Here is a 23,198-nt window from a genome sequence, read left to right on the forward strand (position 1 = left end):
TTCCTTACAGGGTGGGAATTTCGATTGTGAATTTAGAAACCTGACCTAAATCGAAACTCCAACGAGAATGCTGGGAGGAGGTCAATGACTCAACCAAGCGATCGCACCTCTAATCCAATCTTCTGCATTCGTGCTTTTTGCTAGCAGAGTATCTTGTCTGACGACAGCGATCGCCTGGGCAACTTCACTATTGCTATATCCCAAAGCCAGTAGTGTCATCTCCACATCTTCTAAAATCGCGGCAGAAGGACCAGTCGCGGTGCTAGTGACCCCTGCCGAGTGTCGCCATTCTGCAAGTTTAGTTTTCAGTTCCAGCGCCAGACGTTCGGCGGTTTTGCTACCAATGCCAGGAGTTTTCGCTAAGGTGCGAGTGTTGCCTGTAACGATTGCTTGAACTAAATCTGATAGCCCTAAGGTGTCTAAGAGGGCGATCGCGCCTCTGGCACCAATCCCGCTGACGCTGACGAGGGCGCGAAATAAATCCCGCTCAGCGGCGGAGCCAAAGCCATACAGGAGGACTTGATCTTCCCGAACTTGTTGGTGTGTAAAAACTTGCACCATTTCTCCCGCCGCCGGTAGCTCAGCCTCCAGGCGCGGCGGGATATGCAGTTCGTACCCAATCTGATTAACTTCCAGAATCAGGATGACGCGATTGGCGGTGCTTTTCTGGATGCCAGCTACCGTCCCTTTGAGATAGCCGATCATGCAAAGATGTTGAGGATGTAGGATAAGTTCATTCTAAAAAGCCGAAATGCTTCAGACCTTCTAGAATACCTCCAGCGCAATCCGCTTTTGCTAAATAGCGATTAATCGAAGGATTGGCGTAATGCCACTTTAGGAGTTCTGGCTGGGCATTCCCGACAATGATTCCTCGTTCCTCACCGGACTGAAAGAAAGCTACATCGTTGCCAGAATCACCACAAACAACGGTTTGTTCGGGAGGCATCTGAAATTGCTGTCGCAGAAACGTGGTTGCAGTTCCTTTATTGCCACCGCGAGGTAGGATGTCCAAGTCTTTGCCACTGCTATAGACCAACTTGACATCTAGCTTGCGTTCTTCCAACAAATCTTCTAGCTGAGGGAGAACTTCAACGGCGGCTTCCTCGGCGAGGAAGTAGCTAACTTTAAAGGGGCGTTGTTCGGATGGCGGTTGGGGAACGAGGTCAGAAAAATGAGCGGTTGTGGCGACGATCAAATCGCGATCCCAGTTGTGAGAAAGTTGCTCTACCCAAGCTGGATCTGGTGTATCGCTGCCATCTCGGTAAATTTCCGTCCCAACAGAGAGAACGAGGACATCGGGTTCTAATAGCTCCTGTTCGGTCTTCAGTTCTTGGTAGAGGACGGGGGAACGACCTGTTACATAAACAATCTTTGTCCCGTATTGTTGCCGATGCTGGCTCAGGCGGCGCTTGAGTTCTTCTAGAGCCTCGTCATCGCCTACTAAGGTATTGTCTAAATCGGTCAAGAAGAGAAATGGCTTCACGTTGCTCATTGCTTGGGATTTGGCTACTGGATTATTTTCCTATATGGGAGTTCATTAGGGGGATAGAGAGCGATCGCTTCCCATCACTCCTTAGCGACAATTGAAGATAAAAAAAACCTGGGAGCGTTTTGATAACTCCCAGGCGGATTACTTGAGGTGACATGATGACGAGAATGGGAGGGAATTAATTCTAGATCAGACCCCAGAAGTGCAGGAAGCCTTGACCTGAGAAGATTTCAATCAGCGCAGCGGCTAAAAAGCCAATCATCGCTAGACGCCCGTTCCAAATTTCTGCTTGAGGAGTGAAGCCGTATCTCCAAGCGTTACGATCGTCCATGACGGGAGTGGTTACTTTCTGTGTCTCTTGCATGGTGGGAACTCCGGGTTTATCGCTACGTTTGTTAAGCAATGTTTAGCTTATGTAACTAAATGTAACGATAAGAAGCTAGGGTGGTCTCTATCTGAGGTTAGAGCTATGAGCGATCGCACCGAAAGCTTGAACCGAAAGCTTGAGAGGAATCGCGCGATCGCGTTTTTGCTTTCACTATCTTTCTTGATCACCTGAGAAAAACCGATTCTGCTCAATTCAAGCAATTCTGTATTGAAGTGGATACGCGACAAGTCCGTTTACCCGCAGAATTGCCTTCAGAAATCCCTCTAATTCCTCTCCCCCATGACATTTTTCCGCAAAGCCACGTCCTGGTTGCCTCAGCTAAATTCCCAAGTTTGGATTCTTGCCGCTGGTCGATTCTTATCCGGGATTGGCACTGGGTTTACTTTGTTTTACGCCCCGATTTTTTTTGTCAATCAAGTGGGACTCTCCGCCACGCAAGTCGGGATTGGCTTAGGCAGCGCCTCCATTTCTGGCGTAGTTGGGCGTATTTTGGGCGGTTCGTTTGCAGATTCGCAGTTTTGGGGACGCAGACGCACCCTGTTACTCTCAGCAGCGGTTTCGGCAGTTGCTTCCCTAGTCTTGGCGATTAGCAACAATTTTCACATTTTCGTGGTTGGTAACTTGCTCATGGGCATGGGCATCGGTTTATATTGGCCTGCCACAGAAGCCGTAGTAGCAGATTTGACACAGGGAGAGCAGCGCAATGAAGCTTATGCCCTAACGCGACTGGCAGACAATTTGGGGATGGGCATCGGAATTGTATTGGGAGGTGTATTAATTGGCACCACGGGGGCTTATCGAGAGCTATTTGTGCTTGATGCGATTTCATTTGTGGTGTTCTTTGGGGTCGTCTATGCAGCGATCGCAGAAACTTACAAACCAGGAGAACGCCAACAACAAGCATTTAGCAGTTGGGCAACGGCACTGCGCGATCGCAGTCTGTTGATTTTTTGCTTAGTGAACATCATCTTCACCACCTATATCTCGCAAACCCAAAGTACAATGCCCCTGTACTTCAGCAATTTCTTGCGTATAGAAGAATCTGGAAAAGGATTTTCCCCCACAACCATTAGTGCTTTATTTACCTGGCACCTTGTCTTAGCCATTCTCTTACAGCTGCCAGTTGTCAGAATGTTTAAACGTTTGAGCCATCCCTACGCCTTGTGCATTTCCGCCCTATTTTGGGGATTAGGATTTAGCTTAATTTGGTTTACAGGAGTAGCAGCATCAAGTCAGTTATTGTGGGCAATTTTAGCAATGGGAGTTTTTGCGATCGCCCTTGTCTCCTACACTCCCTCAGCATCTTCTCTGATTACAGTCTTAGCCCCCGAATCTCAACGTGGCGTATATTTTTCAATCAATTCTCTTTGTTGGGCAATCGGCTATTTCATTGGCCCTACAGTGGGTGGCTGGGCATTAGATCAACCGCCCGTTGTGGCGCATGGTCTGTGGCTGGGCTTCGCATTCAGCGTAGCCATAACTATTGCCATTTTGCAATACCTCAACCAGATTTTAAACGCAAAGAACGCAGAGGGTAACGTAAAGTAACGCCAAGACTCTGGGTACCGAGAGCGTTTAAAATGCTTTATCGCCGTCTTTCTTGCAACTTGCGATAAACATCTCTAACATCAACATGATGGTGAGCTAAAGCAACCAGGGTATGATAGAACAAATCAGCAACCTCACCCGCGATCGCGTTCTTGTCGTCATCCTTGCAAGCCATCACCACTTCAGCAGATTCTTCGCCAACTTTTTTCAAAATCTTGTTATCTCCACCGGCAAATAGCTTGCTGGTGTAAGAACTTTCGCTAGGATTATCGCGGCGATCGCAAATCGTCGCAAACAAATCCGACAAGGTATCTGCGGGAGGCGGCGCTTTTTCCCCATCTACTTGATGAAAACAGCTGCGTTCTCCGGTGTGACAGGCAATTTCTCCCACCTGTTCCACAGTAACCAGCAGCGCATCGCTATCGCAGTCATAACGGAGACTTCGCACATTTTGTAAATGCCCCGAAGTCGCCCCTTTATGCCACAACTCCCCACGAGAACGGCTCCAATACCAAGCTTGTCCCGTTTCCAGCGTTTTCTGTAACGACTCCCGATTCATCCAAGCCATCATCAAGACCGTACCATCCAGATAATCTTGCGCGATCGCTGGCACCAGTCCCTGCTCGTTGTAGCGGATTCGATCGACAGGGATGGATTGGCTTAAAGCAGAGGGTTCAGCAGCTGGCATTTTCAGTACAAATGACTCACTTGTACAAGATATCACTCCTCACCACCAACTGCTCAGCACCCGTTCTAGATGCCTCAGATATTCTTCCGGGTTGTTCGCTAAAGTGAATAAGAGGTTGCAAGAAGCAGTTCCAGGCATTTGCCAAAGATGCTATTTAAGCTGGCTAACCAGGCTGGCTGATTGACTTCTGACAGCGTAAATGAGAACCTTGTGAGCCTTGAAGTCCTCTGTCTACCATCGAAGCTACCATTGAACCGTCGAACTGAATCGCTGAATCGAACTACCAAGTTGAATGCTACCCGATCGGAACTCCTAGGCTGCCTTCCAGAAACAAGAGCAAACACTCACAGGTAAATTCTGATTCGTTTGGTAGGACATGATTGGCATTACCCTCAGTAGGATAATTGAACAGCGTAATCTCTGCGATCGCAGCTTCCGCCTATCTTGAGGCAGAGATTTTATCATCAAAACGAGGAGATAACATTGATTACTTCTACAAATTTGAAAACCACCAAGTCAGAAGAAATATTCGCCGCTGCTCAACATTTGATGCCAGGAGGTGTCAGTTCACCAGTCCGGGCGTTTAAATCGGTGGGAGGACAACCTATCGTCTTTGACCACGTCAAAGGTGCCTATATCTGGGATGTCGATGGCAACCAATATATCGACTACGTTGGCACCTGGGGACCCGCGATTTGCGGTCATGCCCATCCAGAAGTGATTAGTGCCTTGCACGAAGCCCTGGAAAAAGGCACCAGCTTTGGTGCCCCCTCCGTGTTGGAAAATGTGCTGGCAGAGATGGTGATTGACGCCGTACCCAGCATTGAAATGGTGCGCTTTGTCAACTCCGGAACCGAGGCGTGCATGGCAGTTCTGCGCCTGATGCGAGCTTTCACCGGACGCGACAAGCTGATTAAATTTGAAGGCTGCTATCACGGTCACGCTGATATGTTCCTGGTGAAAGCTGGTTCCGGTGTCGCTACCCTCGGCTTGCCGGATTCTCCAGGCGTTCCCAAGACGACAACCAGCAACACGCTCACTGCCCCCTACAATGACCTGGAAGCCGTCAAAGCTTTATTTGACGCAAACCCCGATCAGATTGCTGGGGTGATTCTAGAGCCAGTGGTGGGCAATGCTGGCTTTATTACGCCGGACGCGGGTTTCCTGGAAGGCTTGCGAATGATTACGCAAGAAAATGGCGCGTTACTCGTATTTGACGAAGTCATGACCGGCTTCCGGATTGCCTACGGTGGGGCACAGGAGAGATTTGGGATTACCCCTGACTTGACAACGCTGGGTAAAGTAATCGGCGGTGGCTTGCCGGTGGGTGCTTACGGTGGACGCCGCGATATTATGTCGATGATTGCTCCAGCCGGGCCAGTGTATCAAGCCGGGACGCTTTCGGGGAATCCTCTGGCGATGACTGCCGGAATCAAAACGCTGGAATTGCTGCGAAAACCAGGCAGCTACGAGCAGTTAGACAAGATGACAAAGAAGCTCAGTGATGGCTTGCTGCAAATTGCTAAGGAAACAGGTCATGCGGCTTGCGGCGGTAGCATCAGCGCGATGTTTGGCTTGTTCTTCACTCAAGGGCCAGTCCATAACTACGAAGATGCTAAAAAGTCTGACTCGAACAAGTTTAGCCGCTTCCATCGCGGAATGTTAGAGCGGGGTGTGTATCTGGCACCTTCTCAGTTTGAGGCTGGATTTACTTCTCTGGCGCACACAGATGAAGATATTGACCGCACTTTGGCAGCAGCGAGAGAAGTAATGTCTGGGCTGTAAGTTAGTCTCGCTACGCTTTCATCCCGCCAGGAACTTAAGTTCCTGGCTAATCGCTCAAGCCCGTTTTAACGGACGGGGAAAATTAAATTTGAGTTGGATAAACCTGAATTTTGCGATTAGCCAGAAACTTGATTTTCATCAGCCATGCACGTTAGCGCTATATAGAGCGCCAGGGAAAAGTAAGCGCAGAGATCCAAGACTTAATAAATGAATTAGGATTGCTATCTAGACAGTAATTTAAAACGCGAGAAAACCTAATTTCTGCATAGTTTACGCTATCGCTTATCCATCTAAAAATACTTAATTCTGCCTACTTATAGGCGATCTAAATTGAGATAGAATACGAGACCACCCTCAGGTGCGTGGATAATTTGTTCAATAGCGACGGGTAAATCTTCGGGTTGATAAAAAGCTGGGATTTTCTCAAATTTTTCTTCTGATACTTCTAATATTTTAGGCATTTCAGAGACGGGAATGCCTAATTTTTCTTTTTGCTTGATGGTGCAAACAATTAGATAGTGGTAGTCTGTTTCGTGGGATTTTAGAAATAGCGCTGATAGATCGATAAGCGCGATCGCTTCCTGTTCGTATTCCATTAACCGGCGACCGTTGATTAGGGCAGCGTGGGGTGTAAAGGCTTTGAGAACGCGCTGAACTCGGTCAATTGCGATCGCGTACTGTTCGCTTCCCATCTGAAACGAGACCAGTTTTCGCTTGGCAATCCGAGTTGAGACAAGGGCTTTAGTCCGGAATCGGCGATTCATAAATTCTTTAATGTTTAATTAATTTAGCGATCGCTTCTAATAACTGAACCTCGTTGTAGGGTTTAGTAAAGTATTGAATCGCTCCTAACTCTAATGCCATCTGGCGATGTTTGAACCCACTCCGAGAAGTCAACATAGCAACGGGAATCGAGGCAAATTGAGGCTGAGATTTCAGATTTCGCAACAGTTCAAATCCATCCATCCGGGGCATTTCTATATCGGCAATGATTAAATCGCAATTTAAGCCTTCCTCTAATTTAGATAAAGCGTCTTGACCATCTTTGGCTTGCGCGACTCGGTAACGGGCGCGAATTAGCGTTAGCGAAAGTAACTGTCGGATCGTGTAGGAGTCATCGACAACCAAAATTTGGGGTTGAGAACTTCCTGTCGGGGCAAGGAGTGGCGTGCTATGTCGTGTCCCTAAATCTGATTTATTATCAACTGAAATTGTGGTGCCGCTTTGAGTATAAAATTGCCCGATGAGATCGTCCACATCTAAAATCGTCACGACCTGACCATCTCCCATAATCGTGCAACCAACGATCCCACGAGGCTTTGAGAGGGGAAGCGGAAGGGCTTTTACCACGACTTCTTGTTGACCGATGAGACGTTCCACGACTACAGCGAGAACACCTTCACTGGAAGCTAAAACCATTACCGGGATATAGTCTTGGGCAATTGGGTCGGGAGAGGGGCCGTCGGGATGGGGGACACTATAGTGGAGTAATTCTTGCAAACGCACCAAGCGGATGAATTCTTCTCGCCACCACAACATGGTCTGCGTCCCAGCCATTTGAATCTGATGCCCTTGAATGTGGAGAATCTCCTCTACGGCGTCTAAAGGGATTGCTACCGTATTGCGATCTGCCTTAACCATTAAGGCATCGCTGATCGATAGCATGAGTGGTAGCTTCAGGATAAAGCTAGTGCCTTTGCCCGGTCGTGAATCTACTTTGACAGTTCCCCGTACCTGCCGCAGATTGGTGCGAACCACATCCAGACCGACCCCCCGACCAGAGAGTTCCGTGACCTCTCTAGTGGTGCTGAAACCAGGCCAGAAGAGGAATTCGTAGAGGTCGGCAATAGATAGTTCGTCAGCTTGTTCGGCTGCCACAAAGCCGCCTGCTACGACTTTGGCGCGGATGGCTTCTGGGTCAATTCCCCGTCCATCATCGGTAATGGTAATGATGGTTTGTCCGCCTTGGTGAAAGGCTTCAATTTCGATTTGACCGCTGGGGGGTTTCCCCAGGGCGAGGCGGGCTTGGGGAGTTTCGATGCCGTGATCGAAGGCATTTCGCACCAGATGCACTAGGGGGTCGCGCAGGGCGTCTAGCAGGCTTTCATCAATGGTGGTGTCTCGTCCCAGGAGGAGGAGATTAACTTCTTTGTTGTGGAGGCGACACAAATCTCGCAAAGCGCGAGGGAGGTGATCGACCGCCCGACTGAAGGGGACGACTCGCAGTTGCATGACGCGCGATCGCAACTGGTCGGTGATCCGCCGGAGTTGATCGGTGCTGCGTTCAAATTTCACCGCGATTTCGTCAATCTTCGTTCCCGATAGCGCGATCGCTTCGGTCGTTTCAATCACAGATTGAGCGGTGGAGTGAAATTCTGTATATTGATCTAATTCCAATAAATCGAAAGTCGAAGGCAAAGATTTAGTAAAAGCAGTTGTGGTTTTTGGGCGATCGCTTTTGCTATTTTCAGTGCTAAGGCGGTCATATTCTTCTCGGAGCTGCGTTCCAAATTGATTTAAAGCTACAATACTCTTCCGAATGCGCTTCGCTTCAGTGCGTAGTTGAGTTTCTTGTAGTTCCAAATTTGTCCGGTTAATCACTAATTCGCCCACCAAATTCACTAATTCGCTTAAGCGTTCTAGATCTACGCGAATTGTCGGACGTTGCCAACCTGTGGGGGAAGAAACAGGTGAGGATTGAGGGCTGAGTGAGGGCTGAGGAGAGAGGACTGAGGACTGAGGAGTTAGGACTGAGGACTGAGGAGAGAGGACTGAGTGAGGAGTTAGGACTGAGGACTGAGGACTGAGTGAGGACTGAGGACTGAGGAGAGAGGCTGGAGTTGAGGAATCCTCAACTGGTAATTCTGGAGTGGAGATGGCTGGTTCCTCAGTCCTGAGTCCTGTCACCTCAGTCCTATTACTGAAGGGTGTTGAGGAATCATCAACTGGTGATTCTGGAGTGGAGAGTATTGCTTCCTCTCTCCTCAGTCCTAACTCCTCAGTCCTCAGTCCTTTTAGCTCAGTCCCATTCAAAGGCTGTATAGTAATGGCTTCTCCCTGCAATAGCTGAGTGCGGGCAGATTGCAAGTTTTGGGCAATTTCCCATCCCTGTTTTTGGAGGAGTTCTACACTCAGATGGGGGGTGTCAATCAAAGTTCTCAAATACTCAACAATTTGCCCAAATTCTGCCAGTTGCAGCATCCCAGCAACCCCTGAAAGTTGGTAATAAACTTGGTTAAGCGTCGCTATTGTTTGCTCTAAAGTTTCTGGTTTAACTTGAGAAAGTTCCGTCTCCAAATGGTTAAAAACCGGAAGTAAATCTTGTTCAAAAATTCTTTTAATAGTTTGCAGGTTTGCCCGATTGTTAAGGCTAGAGCCATTACTGGAAGCAGCGGGCTTAGTATACTGATTTTCTAGCTGGGCTAGAATTTGGGCGATTGCTTCCACTTCAGCTACAGAGGTTGCCTGCATTGTTGCTCCATTATCCTTGCCTTCCGGCTGACAGACTTGGTTGGCGATGGTTCTCAGGAGATCGACCCCTTGCAGCAAAGCGGTAATCGTCGTTGGATTGATTTGGGATAAATCAGCGCGATCGCGCAGAATTGCAAAGCTATCTTCCAGGCAATGAGCCGCTGTCGATAAGGTTTCAAAACCAAACATCAAAGCCGAACCTTTTATCGAGTGGGCAGCCCGAAATAGGTTTTGAACCGCTTGCGATCGCGCTTCAACTTCACTGCTGCTTTCTATCAATAAAAGATTGGCTTCTAGGGATTGCAGGAATTCTTGAGTTTCAGTTACAAAGATACCGATTAGCTCATTGAAATCATCCGAATTCATACTTTTTTCCTTTAAATCAGTCAGCCTTTAGACGTGACTTTAGATTTTATTTAATTAATTCCCATCTTTGTAACAATGCTACATATCAAATATGCTAGTTATTGCTTAATTGTTAGTTAAAAAACTTGCCTACTGTAAACATAAATCGCAATGATATTAAATAAAAAATGAAGTTATTAATTTTAATTACTCCATTTGATTGAGCTGGCATTTTTCTGTTTCCCTCCGGCACCCCTCGCCAAAAAGCGATAAGGGGTGCTGGAGTGAGGTTCTGAATCCTTGACTGCTTATTGCGAACGGAAGTTTGTCACTGAACTTTGGAGTTTATTCACGACAACAGCTAACCCACCAAGTGAATTCGTTACGTCTTCCGCTTTTTGGGCAGTGTTGGTAGAAATAGCGTTCACCTGCTTCACACTGCCTGCAATTTCTTCTGCCGAAATTGTCTGTTTTTGAGCAGCACGAGTAATGTTTTGTACCAAAGCATTAATTTCGCGGCTGACTTCAATAATCGCAATCAGATTCGTCTTGGCAGCTGCGGCAATGTGCGTTCCTTCAACAACTTGTTGAGTACCGGATTCCATTGCCCTCATCACCCGACTAATTTCATCTTGAATTGTTTTCACAATCTCCGATATTTCTTCGGTTGCTGAAGCAGAACGTTCTGCGAGCTTGCGAACTTCCTCCGCTACGACTGCGAAGCCTTGCCCTTGTTCTCCGGCGCGTGCTGCCTCAATTGTGGCATTCAATGCCAGCAAGTTTGTTTGAGAAGCAATTTGAGAAATAGATGTTACAATTTTGCCAATTTGTTGCGACCCTTCGCCTAGACGTTTCATCATTTTTGAAGTTTCGGCAATCGTTTGGCGGAGTTCGTTAATTCCATCAACCGTGCGGTCTACCGCTTGCCCTCCCATTTCTGCTGTGGTAGCGGCTTGCTGTGCCACTTGTTCGGCTCGTTTTGCAGCATCTGAGACATCTTTAATCGAGTTGAGCATCCGCTCAATTTGTTTTAAGGTGGACTCAATTTGCAAGGCTTGGGTGCGAGCTTGCTGTGCGAGTTCGTTAGTGTTACCAATCGATGCAGTTGTAGCTTGATTAGCTTGTGCTGCTGCATCTTGGATATTAATGACCACTTTCCGTAAAGAGGTGACAAGGTAGTTGAAAGAGTCTGCTAATGCTCCTAAGATGTCATTGGTGACTTGAGCTTTAACCGTTAAATCTCCCTTGGCTGCACCTTTAATTTCACCCAAAAGCTTGACGACTTGTTGAGTTAGAGAATCTGCCTCAATTTTTCGCTCTTCTGCTAATTTGATAAGTCTATCAGCCGCTTCTTTTTGCTGGGTAATGTCGAAGCGAATCCCGATATATTTGATGATATTGCCATTAGTGTCAAAGATTGGGGACACTGTAGTGTCAACCCAATACAAAGAACCATCTTTGCGCTTATTTTTGATTTCTCCTTTCCACACACCGCCCCGATAAACCGTAGCCCAGAAGTCTTGGAAAAAGGATTTTGGGTGGTAGCCAGAGTTAACGATGCGATGGTTTTGCCCCATTAGTTCTTCCTGGGTGTATCCAGAGATTTGGCAGAACCGCTCGTTAGCATAGGTAATGGTTCCTTTTAAGTCGGTTTCGCTGACAATCGCCGATTCATCAAGGGCATTTTGCCGGTTTTTCAGTTCTTGCAGCAGGCGTTCCTGCTCCTTCGCGAGTTGTTGTAAACGTTCTTGGGCTTGCTTGTCGCTGGTGATGTTGCGACAAACAATCGCCCCGCCTTTGAGGACACCGTTGTCGTCTTTCAGCGGTCTGCCGTTAATTTTTGCCCACAAACCTTCTGGTATACCAGCATGACGGGTAAACATCTCTACGTCGTCAACAGCTTCGCCTCGGATTGCCTTTGTCATCGGTAAATCTGCGGTTGGGTAAACGGTCACGGTATCGGGCAAAAACAAGCCATACTGCGTTGACCATCGATCGGGGGGGGCATCTCCTGAACCCAATCCGAACATTTTCTCCGCAGCGGGGTTGAACAGTAAAAACTTTCCGGTTTCATCGGCGACGATGACTGCCTCACCCATGCTGTTGAGGACTAATTGCAAGATACTGGTTTGCTGCCGAAGTTCAGCCGAGGAACGAGCCAAATCTGCTGCTGTTCTCTGTAAATCTGCTTCCGCTTGTTTGCGATCGCTAATGTCGGTGCAGACGCCAACCCACTCGCGGATACTACCATCTTCTGCTAAGACGGGAATCCCGCGAACCCAGAAGTATCCATAGCTGCCATCTGCGGCTCGGATACGATACTCAACCTGATAGAGACTCTTCGTTTCAAGGGCTTTATTCCAAATACGAGCAGTGGGATCGCGATCTTCTGGATGCACGGCGTCTAACCATCCCCAGCCTTTCACTTGTTCCTCGCTTTGACCTGTAAACGCTCTCCAAGCTGGCATATCAACCACTTGTCCTTGGGCGTCTGTCGCCCAGACTATCTGCGAGGTGGCGGCGATCAATGAGCGATACCTTTCCTCGTTCTGACGGATGGTTTCCTCAGCAGCTTTGCGCTCAGTAATGTCATTGTTGATTTCTAGGATTGCTTTGGGCTGACCGGATTCCTCCCGTTGCAATGTCCAGCGACTCGCGACAACGATCTGTGTCCCATCGCGCTTGGTGTGGATGAGTTCTCCTTCCCAACGTCCATCCCGCAGACACGCGGCTTTAATTTCCTCGACGGGTTGGGGAAAGATGGTTTTTAAAAATGCGTGGATGTATTGTCCTACGGTTTCTTCCTTTGCCCAGCCGTAGAGTCTTTCTGCGCCTTGATTCCAGTAAGCGATGCGATCGTCGAGATCCCGAAGCACGATGGTGTCATTGGCTAAATCCAGCATCTGCACCTGTTGCTGCAATGCTTCTTCTGTCCGCTTGCGATCGCTAATGTCGGTGGAAATCCCACAGAGGGCGTAGGCCGCGCCAGTAGAATTCTTTAAGAGAAACTTCGTGGAAAGGTAGGCGTGGAGTCCATCGTCTTGACCCACAATCTCTTCCATTTCTAAAGAGATTCCGGTTTCAATTACCTTGCGATCGTTAGCCCGGAAGGCATCAGCCATCTCTTTCGGGAAGAAATCATAGTCAGTCTTGCCGACAACCTGCTCTTTAGTTTTGTGGAACAGGATTTCATACTGGCGGTTGACCAGAATGTAACGACCTTCCAAATCTTTGAGATAGATGACAGCAGTGTAATTGTCGATGATTGCCTCTAGGCGTTCTTGACTTTCCCTAAGTTCGGCTTCCGCCTGCTTGCTGGAGGTGATGTCACGGGCAATGCAGTACATGACTTGATTATCAGTCGCCGCGTTCGCAGTCCATGCCAACCATCGGTAGGAGCCATCCTTACACCTATAGCGATTTTCAAAATACAGTACCTGCGAACCAATAGTCAGTTTTTCGGCTTCGGCTAAGCTCTTGTCTCGGTCATCTGGATGGATAAACTCAATAAACGGTTGAGCCAAAAGTTCCTCGACCGCGAAGCCCAGGATTCTTGTCCATGAAGGATTGAGGCGCTTAAAAGTGCCGTCAAATCCGATAATACACAGCAGGTCAAGAGAGAGAGTAAAGAAGCGATCGCGTTCTTGATTCGCTTCCGTTAATTCTGCCGTGCGCTCATCAATGCGTTGTTCGAGTTCTTGATTCAGGGTGCGAAGTTCCGTTTCTGCGCGCTGGCGTTTGATATCAATGCCATTCAGGTTTCGAGAATTCCACCAAATCAGAACGGCAAAAACAATAATATTCAAGCTACCTAAAACCGAGATGGCGATCTCGGTTTCCAAAGACTTCGCCCGGTACCCGGCTAAGATTATCCAACCTAAAAGTGGCGGAATTCCAAGTACAGCCGGTGACATCCGCCTCGCCATCATACCCCCTGCATTCTGACTGGTGACAACTGCCATCACCCCTCGATCTGGACGAGCAAACAGAATGCCGGTGCTAAGAAGCGCAAATCCCACTGCTGCGTGCAAGGCCATTTGGGTGTAAGAGCTAATCCCATAAAGGGATTTCACACCATAAAGGTAGCCCAGTACCCCCAGCAAGGCGACTGAGAATGCCGCTAAGCTAAGAATTTGAGCGGCTTGATAATTAATATAGGGGCCGAGAAACAGCAGTAGAGCCACCCCCAACATCAAAAAATTAAGGGCAGTATTGGGAGCCATCCGACCAGGGGAGGAAGTGCCAAAGGTGTCTGACGACGCCTTGAACAGAAGTTGGTCAATGCCGAAATCCCACCCCAGAACATACTGCATCAGCGTGAGCAAACCGACGACCATAACGATCCCGGCAAACCATTGTCCCAAGCGGCGCTTCGACTCGTCAGCGGGATAACGGTGCCACAACCACAACGATGTACCGCTGAGGATAAAACACACCGCTGCGTTTGCTTTCATCGTTACCAGACCTGGCAAGATGCTTTTCAGGATGGGAATGTTAAACATCCAACCTAGTAGTACCGCACAACCGATTGCAATGACTGCTATAGTGGCTTTTTTAGAAAAGGATTGAAGTGTCCCGATGAGGTCGGAAGACTGAGGCACCTCTATCGGCTGATATGAACTTTCCATCTTATGGCTCCGGCAATCTATGATTTACCAGCGATCCGAATGCGCGATCGCTTCTACATCCACAATCATGAGTAAGCGTCCCTGACAGTCATATAAGCCTCGCAAAAAAGGAGCCAGTTCCTCACTCACCTCTGCTGCCGAGACAATTTGATCGGGATCGAGAGATAGCACACCCTCGACATGAGAAACTGCTAATCCCATCCGCATCGATGGGAGATTGATATCGCGCGGGTCGGGCGCTTCTACGACTAAAATCCGACTCCGAGCTTCGTGACTTTCCACAGGGTCGGCACCCATGAACCGACCAAAATCTGCTACTGCCAGAATTTCCCCTCGCAGATTGGTTAAACCCAATAAAAAAGGAAGCGTATTCGGAACAGCGGTAATGGTTTGATCGCCCAAAACCAGCACTTCTCTGACTGCCGTTAGTTCGACTGCAAACAGGCTCTTGTCTTGACCAAAGAGAACGAATTGGCGAGGCATAAACAATTAAAAATGTAAAATTAAAAATTATAATTATTGATTAATTTTTAATTTTTAATTTTTAATTCTTAGAGAAGGCGTCGTACCAGATTAATAAACTGTTTCGCCTCAAGTGGCTTACTTACATAAGCATCGGCTCCCAGCTCGATTCCCCAAGCTTTATCAATCTCTGTATTTTTTTGCGTACAAAACACGACAGGTAAGTGTTTGGTTTCCTCGTTCTCTCGTAACTCCCGCACCACTTCAAATCCGTTCATTCGTGGCATGACCACATCCAATATCACGAGGTCGGGTGGCTTCTCCTGGATGCGAGCGATCGCTTCCTCTCCATCACTCGCTCTCACCACTTCCATCCCCGCTTCTTGTAAAATTCGGCAAATCATCTCTAGTTCAGTCGGCACATCATCGACGACTAATACTCTCGACATCGCAACCCTCACAAGTATTTATTGTTAACTCGATTCTATCTGAGTCTATTCCCGCTCAAAAAGCCTCAGTATTTTCACCGAAACATCTTTTAATATTGTTCTCATTTACTGAAAAATAAACCTTGCCAAAGTTCGTTTCCGTCCCAAGAAATTTAGCTGTATTGTTAAATATTTGTTGCTTCAATTTACATCTTGCACCAGAGCCGGTTCAAATAGAATTCGCAGCGATGCAAACTAAGCTTTTCTGCACCAAATCACGTTAAATCAAGAGTTTAAAACCCGCATCTCATCTGGTTCTTGTATGCCTAGATGTGATTTGAATCACCGACTTAAAAATAATCCAAACTCGTAGTTAAATATCCCATCACATCTATTGAATGCTGAAAACTTAATTAAGTTATCAGCTTGATACCCTTAAAATTATAAAACACATAAATAAAATTGCAGGATTTCGCCAACCCTGATTTTCAAGCTCCTTAATTCAAAGTAAAGTTTTTTAGACTTTCAAAAACAAACTTTACGATTTTCAAATAATTTTGATTCACTTTTTTGATGCAAATAAAAAGAAAGGCACTTTTTCTAAAAATTTTGATGCTTTACAGTTTGTGCAAAAGAGGCAGCAGGCTGCTTAAGCTGGCGATAAACTTTACCACTTTTGCTAGAAGAGGGAGTATGAGGAACGGGTAGCTGTCGCCAGAGGAGGACAGGGATACTGAGGACACCTAAAATCATCACCACTCCAGCCGTTATCCAGACAAACAGACGATTTGCCTGATAATCGCTACGCTCAATTTGCCAAAAAACCTGGTTGTAGCGCCATGCAGCAAAGGCAATTAGGACAATGCCAGCAACCACCAGACTGATGCCAAGGCTCTGGGAACTGATGAACGAGTGAGAAGTGCTATCCTGACCTGTGACGGCGGTTTGCAGTTGCTGTAGAAATAAACCAAAGCGAGCTAAAGCAAACCCAAATCCAATCAATGCAATTGAGGTACGCAACCAAGCCAGAAATGTCCGCTCATTGGCTTGATGCTCTCGCTGGCGGTCGATTTTTCGTTGTTTATCCATTTCTCCTCTGGCTCAGACATTAGCAGGTTCTAGTCTTAATTTCAGCAGCTTTCCCAATTTCAGAGGCTCCAGTATTTTTCTAAAAAAGCAATATCCTATTGGACACGGGTAATCTTGATCCCCCAATTCGCAACCGCCTCATTTAATTGCTGCAATAAAGTTTGAGCGATTTCGCTTCTAGAATGAACCGCTTGCTCTAGCTTAATTCGACCAATTTCAGAGCGCAGGATAGAGATAACCAAGTTTTTTAACGCTATCTCAATATTTTCAACAGTGTAATAAGTGCGTTCTAAATTTAGGATGCGCCAATACACAATTGCATCGACTTCCAGGGACACATTATCTTTTGCGATCGCTGGCTGGCGCTCAATTTTCAAAACCTGTTCGCGGGTTGTATTCTGATAGACAATCGTATCGAGCCAAGGCAAGATAAAGTGGATACCTGGTTTCAGCGTTCGATGGTATCGACCCAAGCGCTCTACTAAGGCTTCATTACTTTGACGGATAATTTTGACAGAGTATCCCAGCACGTAACCAATGATGACTGCACCAAGAGCAGCAAGGAATAACTTCATCTGTATTGTCTTGCTGGGATATTTTCACAAAGCAATTGGGCTTTTATTTTTAGAATGATGTTAACTCAAGGGCACTGTTCACCTTAAGTTTTAACCACTCCAAAAATGCAGAGAATAACCAAAATTTTGCATATTTTTGCAAAACCTCCGCGTTCTTTGCGTTTAAAAACCGTTTAGCGATAGTTATTAAATTGCAAAGCAACCGGATAATCTTCCTGCTTCAAGCGTTGAATTACCAGTTGCAAGTCATCTTTGGATTTAGCAGAAACTCGCACGGCATCACCTTGAATTGAGGGTTGCACTTTTTTAATTTCGTCCCGAATTAGTTTGGTGATTTGTTTAGCAATTTCCTGGCTGAGTCCTTTACGCAGTTTGATTTCCTGCCGAATGCGATTACCACCCGCTGATTCAGGTTTGCCATAATCAAAGATTTTCAAGCTAAGGTTGCGCTTGGCGGATTTAATTTGCAGGATGGTATGAACAGCATCCAAGGTAAATTCGCTATCGGTGCTAATTGTAATAACGTCGTCGCCTAATTCAAGGGTAGTTTTAGTGTCTTTGAGGTCGAAGCGGCTTTTTATTTCCCGCTCAGTTTGGTCTACGGCATTGACCAATTCTTGCCGGTCAAAATCGCTGACAATATCAAAAGAGTATGTAGAAGCCATAAAGAATCGTTAGTGGTTGGCTAAATTGATATTAGAAAAATCGCTAATTGCTATTGGCAGAAAGTAGGCTGAGGACAAATAAGGTGCTACTGCTCAGGGTACCGATGCCGAACATTAGCGATCGCGCGATTGGGACATTGAGAATATAAAAAACGGAGTATAATGACCGGGCAACAACGAAGGCGATCGCAGCGATCGCTGCCAAGGGCGAATCTACACCTGTCACATAAGCCATCAGGGCTGCCGCCGCAAATATCATAAATGCTTCAAACGAGTTTTGGTGCGCCCAAGTGGCTCGTTGTCCGTAGGGAGGCAGCTTATCAAACATGGCTCGCGGAGCCGCCGTGTCATACCCCACAGTCACACGGGCGTAACCCACCACCAAAAAGGGGATATAAATCAGAACAGCGGCTGCGGCAATGCAGTCGAGCAGAATAGCAGGTACTGGGATCATAGCTTTATTGTAGAGACGCCAGCGGTAGCGCTCTTAATGCATCGCGTCTTTTTAATCAAAGTAGAACAGAGTCACCACTTTGCGTTGTTCTTCCGCATCCTGACAAGTTTTGAGCAGGGTGTGGCTGTCGTGAAACGCAAAACAGATTAGCTGCTGACACCGAGAAACTATCTCTTGATTGCATAGAGCGCTGGCTTCAGCCAGCGATAAATTGTCGTTTTCGGGATTTTCTACCAAATGCATTACCTGTTCCAACTGCTCCCGCGATTCCCGTGGCTGACGCTCTAAGCTTTGGGGCAAAATTACAGTCAGCAGGCTAGAATCGGCTCGCATCGCCCCTCGGATGGCGGCAAAATTGGTTCCGGTAGCACCAGAGGTGATGAGTCGATTCCCGGTTAAAACCAAGGCATAGCTCATCATCTCAATGAGATTTTGATGGGTGATCGGAACGTGACGCGACCCCAGCAGGGCAATCCGTTTGGAACCTGTTTGCTGGATAGTCGCCAGTTCTTGTGCTAAGGCATCAAGCTTAGGAATGTCAATGGATTGGCTCAATGACGATTTCTGTCTGAACAACCTCGCTATTTTATCAGACCCGGATGACAACAGCGATGGAGTTTCTGCATCTTAGTTGCCTAGTTCTAAGTTCCATTGGTTAGCGAGAATTATTTGCACTTTTATAAAAAGCTATGCTATATTTATAAATCGTCGGACGGACGCATAGCTCAGTTGGTTAGAGCACCACGTTGACATCGTGGGGGTCACTGGTTCGAATCCAGTTGTGTCCATTATTTTTTTTGGTGCCGCTATAGGTGGCTGTCGATTGCCACATTATTTGACACTAATAACAAATTAGTGTCACTTTTAACGAACTACAGAGGTAAAGGCGATCGCATTTGAGCCGACAAGCGCAGCCAAAAAAACACCTTGGTAGCTGATAACCCTCTCGGTGGGAGCAAAACGCCCCTACAATCGGCTACCAAAGGATTATTCATGCGGCGCTTACCTTGGATAGCGCTCCACGATTCCCAAAACAGGCTTTACTTCCGACTCTGCAACCTTCGGAACTAAAAATCCTCCCGCATAAATCTGGGGATTCATGGCTGCAATTTGGGTATAAGATTGGCGAACCTGAGCATTCACTGCAACAGTTTTGACATCGTACATTTGCATACCCATATTCGGGTATACGCCAAGACCGATAATCAGCACCAGAAAGCAAGCAGCAATAAACACTTCACGAGGTCTGGCATCGATAAATGCTGCATCGATAGGTAAGCTACAGTTTGTACCAAAGCAAACCGGCTCCTGATTTCCCTGATTCTGCAAATCTACATCCGTAATGTCGCAGGTCGGTGCAATGTCGCAGGTCGGTACTTCACCAGAATTGTAAAACACCTGTCGCAGCATCGATAGCAGATAAATCGGCGTCAGGATAACACCCACGGCGGCTAGAAAGACGGTCACGGTGCGGAAAGTTGAGCTGTAGATATCGCTTGTCGTGACACCGACAAACACCGATAGTTCGCTAGCAAAGCCGCTCATTCCTGGTAGAGCCACTGATGCCATCACACCCATTGTAAACAGGGCAAACACAGTGGGCATTGCCTGAGCAATCCCGCCCATTTCTTTCATCGACATCGTGTGAGTGCGATCGTAAGTTACTCCGGCTAAAAAGAATAGTAATGATGCAATTAAACCGTGAGAAATCATTTGCAGCATTGCGCCGTTGATTCCCAAGTCGGTGAAGGACGCAATCCCCAACAGAACAAATCCCATGTGAGAAACCGACGAATAGGCGAGGCGACGCTTCATATTCGTCTGGGCAAAGGAGTTAAAGGCTCCGTAGATAATATTGACAACGCCCAGAATCGCTAAAACAGGTGCAAAGTAAACGTGTGCATCAGGCAGAAGTCCTAAATTGAGGCGAATCAACCCGTATCCGCCCATCTTTAGCAATACGCCTGCGAGTACCATTGATACGGGAGAGGATGCCTCGCCGTGTGCATCCGGTAGCCAGGTGTGCAGGGGGAAAACAGCTAATTTGACACCAAAGGCAACAAGCAATCCTGCATAAAGCAGCAGTTCTAAAGCCAGCGGGTAATCTTTTAAGCCGAGTTCGACCATATCAAAGGTTAGATTGTCACCGTAGAATGCCATTGCCAGACCAGCGACCAGAATAAAGATGGAAGCGGCGGCGGTATAGAGCAAGAACTTCATCGCGGCGTACTGACGCTTCTGACCACCCCAAATCGAGACGAGTAGGTAGACGGGAATTAGTTCGACTTCCCACATAATGAACAGCAGCAGCACGTCTTGGGCGACGAATACCCCAACCTGTGCGGAATACAGCACCAGCATCAGGAAATAGAAGAGGTGGGGTTTGAGATTGACTTGCCACGCCGCAAACATGGAGAGTGTTGTCACTAATCCTGCCAGAAGCACCAGCGGGGCTGAAACTCCATCGATGGAAACTGCCCAGTTCAAGCCTAAATGAGGCACCCAGGCATATTTCTCTACAAGCTGAAAAGTCGCGCTGCTTGGATCGTAATGCTTCCAAAAGACGTAGCACATCAATATAAAGTCTGCGATCCCCACGCCGAGTGCATACCAGCGCACTCGCGTGCCGTCTTTATCCGGCAGAAAAGGGATCAGCAGTGCAGCAACGAGTGGGAACAGGACAATCGCGCTAAGCCAAGGAAATTGATCCGCTATCATGGCAGTAGGAAAAAATACTTATTTCTGTATGTAATTATTTTATTAAACTTTGTAAACACTTGGTTATAAATTTTTCTTGTAGATCACTATAGACGGATCTATAGGTAGAGGTTAAGAACCTTAAGCGTATGGTAGACGGCGGCAGCAGATTCAAGGCGATCGCATTCTCTTCTCGTGGAGCCTAACTCGGAAGATGCGATCGCTTTCGTCCCATTCCAACACCACAAATTACTGATTTTGTCAACTGTATTGGATTGGCGCGATCGCATTTTGGCAGGATGAAAGGGTGCAATGGTGCTAGAGGCTCAGCATGAAAGTTCGGGAAGTGATTAAGCTAATAGAAGAAGATGGTTGGTATCTGGCAAGAACTAGGGGTAGCCATCGTCAGTTCAAGCATCCAACTAAGTCCGGTTTAGTCACAATTGCAGGGAAACCGTCTGACGATCTAGCACCTGGCACGTTAAATAGCATAATGACGCAAGCTCAACTCAAGGAAGAGAAGGAAACAGGAGAACAAGAGTAATGCGCTATGCAATTGTGATTGAAAAGCTAGAGAGCAACTATTCAGCTTATGTTCCAGATTTACCGGGATGTGTGGCAACAGGCGCAACTCTTGAAGAGATGGAACAGCAGATAAAAGAAGCGATCGCGTTTCATTTGGATGGTTTGCGAGAAGAGGGTTTACCCATTCCCGAACCAACTACTCTATGTGAATATGTCGAAGCTTGCTGAGGGAACAGATAATCGTATGACAGTTAGCCAAGATGAACCTTTCAAGACTAATCCGTTAATTTTTCAACTTCTAACTGAGAGACTTCCTGGAAAAATCATTAAAAAATTTGGTATAGGACACTACAAGATAAAGCCCTTATTTACTAATCTTCCATTGACAGACGGAACAAAAGTTGAAGAGTTTGTTGCTTTTGCCCATGATGTAGAAGATAGGGAACTTATACCTTATAAGGATTATGTAACATTTAGTTGGCATAAACCTGGTGAACGAGCAACAGATAAAGACGGGCAACCTGGCGATCCAAAAGCGGTAGAGGTAAAAAAAGTAAGCCAAAAAGAGGCAGATGGATTAGCTGAAGAAATCCGAAAAAACATAGCAGATGAGCTGCGTGACGAGCTGGCAAAAGAACTGACAAAGCTGAAGCAAGAGCGAGAGAGTCTTGCTGAAAGAGAGAAAGAAGTCACTTTTAAGTTAAATTATTTAGAACCTTACGGAATTCAAATTCCACCTCAATCTGAAAATAGAAGCAGTGCAATAAATGAGGAAATTACCATCCCTGAGAATTTAGGGACAGAATGGGCAGAAATATTAAACCTTAATGGAATGTATGTTAATGAAAAAATTGCAAAAAGTTATTTACTGGCATTAATAACTGCATTATATTCAGGTCGTTTCATTCTCCTGAATGGTAGCGTAGGTGTCGGTAAAACTAGCATCGTCAAGCATTCAGCTAGATTACTTGGAGGTACATCTAAAATTATTCCTGTTCGTCCAGCTTGGCTCGATCCTTCGGACTTACTGGGCTTTTTCGATCCAATCAACGACATTTTTCGTCCTGCTACTTTTTTGACCGCACTTAATGAAGCTAAGAAAAAGCCAGACAGACTCCATCTAGTTTGTTTAGATGAGCTTAATCTAGCTAAAATAGAAAACTATGGTGCTGATTTACTATCTACTTTAGAATACTCTCGAAGTAAAGAAAATACAGATGAGGAAGGGCTATTCTTATATTCTGGAGATATTTGGAAAGCTCTAGGAAAGGAAAGAAAACAATTACAAGATAGAAATCATGAGGAGAAATTGGATTTTAAGGAAATTCAACGGCTTGAAAGATTAGACACACTGTTTGAAGATTATCCTGCCTCAACTTTTAAGATTCCAAACAACCTGGTATTCTTAGGCACTTTAAATTCTGATGAAACAACCTATGACTTGAGTCCTAAACTTATTGATCGTTCATTTGTAATTACCTATCCTCCAGCTAACCTAAAGGTAGGGACTATCTCCAATTTACAGGAAACCGAACAAAGATTAATTTCGGTTAAATCTTTGAAAAAGCGAATATTAGACATCATAAAACCCATTGAGGATAATATAGATAGTTTTGATAGGCTACCAGAGTGGACTACTATTCAAGAATGGAATGAAAAATATTTTTGTGAAGGTAAACTTGGTAGACCTCTAGGATACAGAGCTAAAGGAGATTATAAAGTTTTTAGCGCTGCTGCACATATCCTGGGGCTTTCAAGCGATGAGTGTCTTGCTCACTTCTTATTTACTAAAGTAATCCCTAGAGTTTACTTCTTTAGAAACAAAGATACAGAACTTGTATTTAGAGAGTGGTTAGAACAGCTCGAATACTATCAAAAACATGATCCAGCGAACATTATTGATAGTTTAGACAAACAACTGACTGACCAACAACGACAGAATATTAACTATTGGGCATAAT

21 protein-coding genes and 1 tRNA gene are annotated in these 23,198 nt (G+C 46.3%); 6 read left to right on the forward strand and 16 right to left on the reverse strand.

All coding sequences use genetic code 11. The annotated features are described in order from the left end of the window. Positions 1-81: 81 nt before the first annotated feature. From ruvA to NC997_RS00800, 3 genes are all read right to left on the reverse strand, one after another. On the reverse strand, positions 82-705 hold the full coding sequence (gene ruvA, locus NC997_RS00790; RefSeq protein ID WP_190429000.1) for a Holliday junction branch migration protein RuvA: 624 nt from the start codon (positions 703-705) through the stop codon (positions 82-84). A gap of 28 nt (positions 706-733) precedes the next feature. After that, positions 734-1,483, reverse strand: a complete 750-nt coding sequence (locus tag NC997_RS00795) for a sucrose-phosphate phosphatase (protein WP_190528015.1) — start codon at positions 1,481-1,483, stop codon at positions 734-736. Between the two features lie 190 nt (positions 1,484-1,673). After that, on the reverse strand, positions 1,674-1,853 hold the full coding sequence (locus tag NC997_RS00800) for a chlorophyll a/b-binding protein (RefSeq protein ID WP_190415851.1): 180 nt from the start codon (positions 1,851-1,853) through the stop codon (positions 1,674-1,676). Between the two features lie 303 nt (positions 1,854-2,156). Here NC997_RS00800 and NC997_RS00805 point away from each other — a divergent pair, with 303 nt between their 5' ends. Then, positions 2,157-3,425 carry an MFS transporter gene (locus NC997_RS00805; RefSeq protein WP_348257750.1) on the forward strand — a complete coding sequence of 423 codons (1,269 nt, stop codon included), beginning with the start codon at positions 2,157-2,159 and terminating at the stop codon, positions 3,423-3,425. A 37-nt stretch (positions 3,426-3,462) separates the two neighbouring features. Here NC997_RS00805 and hisIE read toward each other — a convergent pair whose 3' ends face one another. Further along, positions 3,463-4,113, reverse strand: coding sequence for a bifunctional phosphoribosyl-AMP cyclohydrolase/phosphoribosyl-ATP diphosphatase HisIE (hisIE, locus tag NC997_RS00810; protein WP_190528623.1), 651 nt, complete (start codon positions 4,111-4,113; stop codon positions 3,463-3,465). 486 nt (positions 4,114-4,599) lie between these two features. Between hisIE and hemL the strand changes: the two genes are divergently transcribed. After that, positions 4,600-5,898, forward strand: coding sequence for a glutamate-1-semialdehyde 2,1-aminomutase (gene hemL, locus NC997_RS00815; protein ID WP_190415898.1), 1,299 nt, complete (start codon positions 4,600-4,602; stop codon positions 5,896-5,898). A 314-nt stretch (positions 5,899-6,212) separates the two neighbouring features. Here the strand turns inward: hemL and NC997_RS00820 are convergent, their stop codons facing one another. From NC997_RS00820 to NC997_RS00865, 10 genes are all read right to left on the reverse strand, one after another. Beyond that, a complete protein-coding gene (locus NC997_RS00820) occupies positions 6,213-6,662 on the reverse strand; it encodes a chemotaxis protein CheW (protein WP_190528625.1) in 450 nt (149 codons plus the stop codon). Between the two features lie 7 nt (positions 6,663-6,669). Beyond that, entirely contained in the window at positions 6,670-9,735 is a 3,066-nt protein-coding gene (locus tag NC997_RS00825) for a hybrid sensor histidine kinase/response regulator (RefSeq protein WP_190528627.1), read from the reverse strand. A gap of 287 nt (positions 9,736-10,022) precedes the next feature. After that, on the reverse strand, positions 10,023-14,342 hold the full coding sequence (locus NC997_RS00830) for a PAS domain S-box protein (RefSeq protein ID WP_190528629.1): 4,320 nt from the start codon (positions 14,340-14,342) through the stop codon (positions 10,023-10,025). Between the two features lie 24 nt (positions 14,343-14,366). Next, positions 14,367-14,825: a chemotaxis protein CheW gene (locus NC997_RS00835; RefSeq protein WP_190415837.1), complete on the reverse strand. Its 459-nt coding sequence runs from the start codon at positions 14,823-14,825 to the stop codon at positions 14,367-14,369. 68 nt (positions 14,826-14,893) lie between these two features. After that, positions 14,894-15,253, reverse strand: a complete 360-nt coding sequence (locus NC997_RS00840; RefSeq protein WP_190415835.1) for a response regulator — start codon at positions 15,251-15,253, stop codon at positions 14,894-14,896. Positions 15,254-15,832: 579 nt separating this feature from the next. After that, entirely contained in the window at positions 15,833-16,321 is a 489-nt protein-coding gene (locus NC997_RS00845) for a DUF202 domain-containing protein (RefSeq protein ID WP_190528631.1), read from the reverse strand. A 95-nt stretch (positions 16,322-16,416) separates the two neighbouring features. Continuing rightward, on the reverse strand, positions 16,417-16,896 hold the full coding sequence (locus tag NC997_RS00850; protein WP_190415834.1) for a paraslipin: 480 nt from the start codon (positions 16,894-16,896) through the stop codon (positions 16,417-16,419). A 173-nt stretch (positions 16,897-17,069) separates the two neighbouring features. After that, complete coding sequence (locus tag NC997_RS00855; protein WP_190528633.1) at positions 17,070-17,561, reverse strand: YajQ family cyclic di-GMP-binding protein; 492 nt, start codon at positions 17,559-17,561, stop codon at positions 17,070-17,072. Between the two features lie 43 nt (positions 17,562-17,604). Continuing rightward, positions 17,605-18,015 (reverse strand): MAPEG family protein, encoded by a 411-nt coding sequence (locus NC997_RS00860; protein ID WP_190430638.1) that lies wholly within the window; start codon positions 18,013-18,015, stop codon positions 17,605-17,607. Between the two features lie 51 nt (positions 18,016-18,066). Then, positions 18,067-18,570, reverse strand: a complete 504-nt coding sequence (locus NC997_RS00865) for a DNA recombination-mediator protein A (protein WP_190415828.1) — start codon at positions 18,568-18,570, stop codon at positions 18,067-18,069. Positions 18,571-18,729: 159 nt separating this feature from the next. On the opposite strand from NC997_RS00865, the gene NC997_RS00870 reads away from it, so the two are divergent. Continuing rightward, positions 18,730-18,803 (forward strand) — tRNA-Val (locus tag NC997_RS00870). A 214-nt stretch (positions 18,804-19,017) separates the two neighbouring features. Here NC997_RS00870 and NC997_RS00875 read toward each other — a convergent pair. Together NC997_RS00875 and NC997_RS00880 are read right to left on the reverse strand one after the other, a co-directional pair. Beyond that, positions 19,018-20,733 (reverse strand): NAD(P)H-quinone oxidoreductase subunit 4, encoded by a 1,716-nt coding sequence (locus tag NC997_RS00875; RefSeq protein ID WP_190528635.1) that lies wholly within the window; start codon positions 20,731-20,733, stop codon positions 19,018-19,020. 98 nt (positions 20,734-20,831) lie between these two features. Further along, on the reverse strand, positions 20,832-21,002 hold the full coding sequence (locus NC997_RS00880; RefSeq protein ID WP_190528637.1) for a hypothetical protein: 171 nt from the start codon (positions 21,000-21,002) through the stop codon (positions 20,832-20,834). A 41-nt stretch (positions 21,003-21,043) separates the two neighbouring features. Between NC997_RS00880 and NC997_RS00885 the strand changes: the two genes are divergently transcribed. Genes NC997_RS00885 through NC997_RS00895 form a run of 3 tightly spaced genes read left to right on the forward strand, consistent with a single transcriptional unit; the run spans position 21,044 to position 23,197 of the window. Beyond that, a complete protein-coding gene (locus tag NC997_RS00885; RefSeq protein WP_190528639.1) occupies positions 21,044-21,256 on the forward strand; it encodes a type II toxin-antitoxin system HicA family toxin in 213 nt (70 codons plus the stop codon). Continuing rightward, complete coding sequence (locus NC997_RS00890; RefSeq protein WP_190528641.1) at positions 21,256-21,465, forward strand: type II toxin-antitoxin system HicB family antitoxin; 210 nt, start codon at positions 21,256-21,258, stop codon at positions 21,463-21,465. The genes NC997_RS00885 and NC997_RS00890 overlap by 1 nt, the downstream gene beginning before the upstream one ends. Positions 21,466-21,481: 16 nt before the next feature. After that, complete coding sequence (locus tag NC997_RS00895; protein WP_190528643.1) at positions 21,482-23,197, forward strand: AAA family ATPase; 1,716 nt, start codon at positions 21,482-21,484, stop codon at positions 23,195-23,197. Position 23,198: the final 1 nt, after the last annotated feature.

This window comes from Trichocoleus sp. DQ-A2 (genome assembly GCF_039961915.1).
Classification (GTDB): Bacteria; Cyanobacteriota; Cyanobacteriia; order Cyanobacteriales; family FACHB-T130; genus FACHB-T130.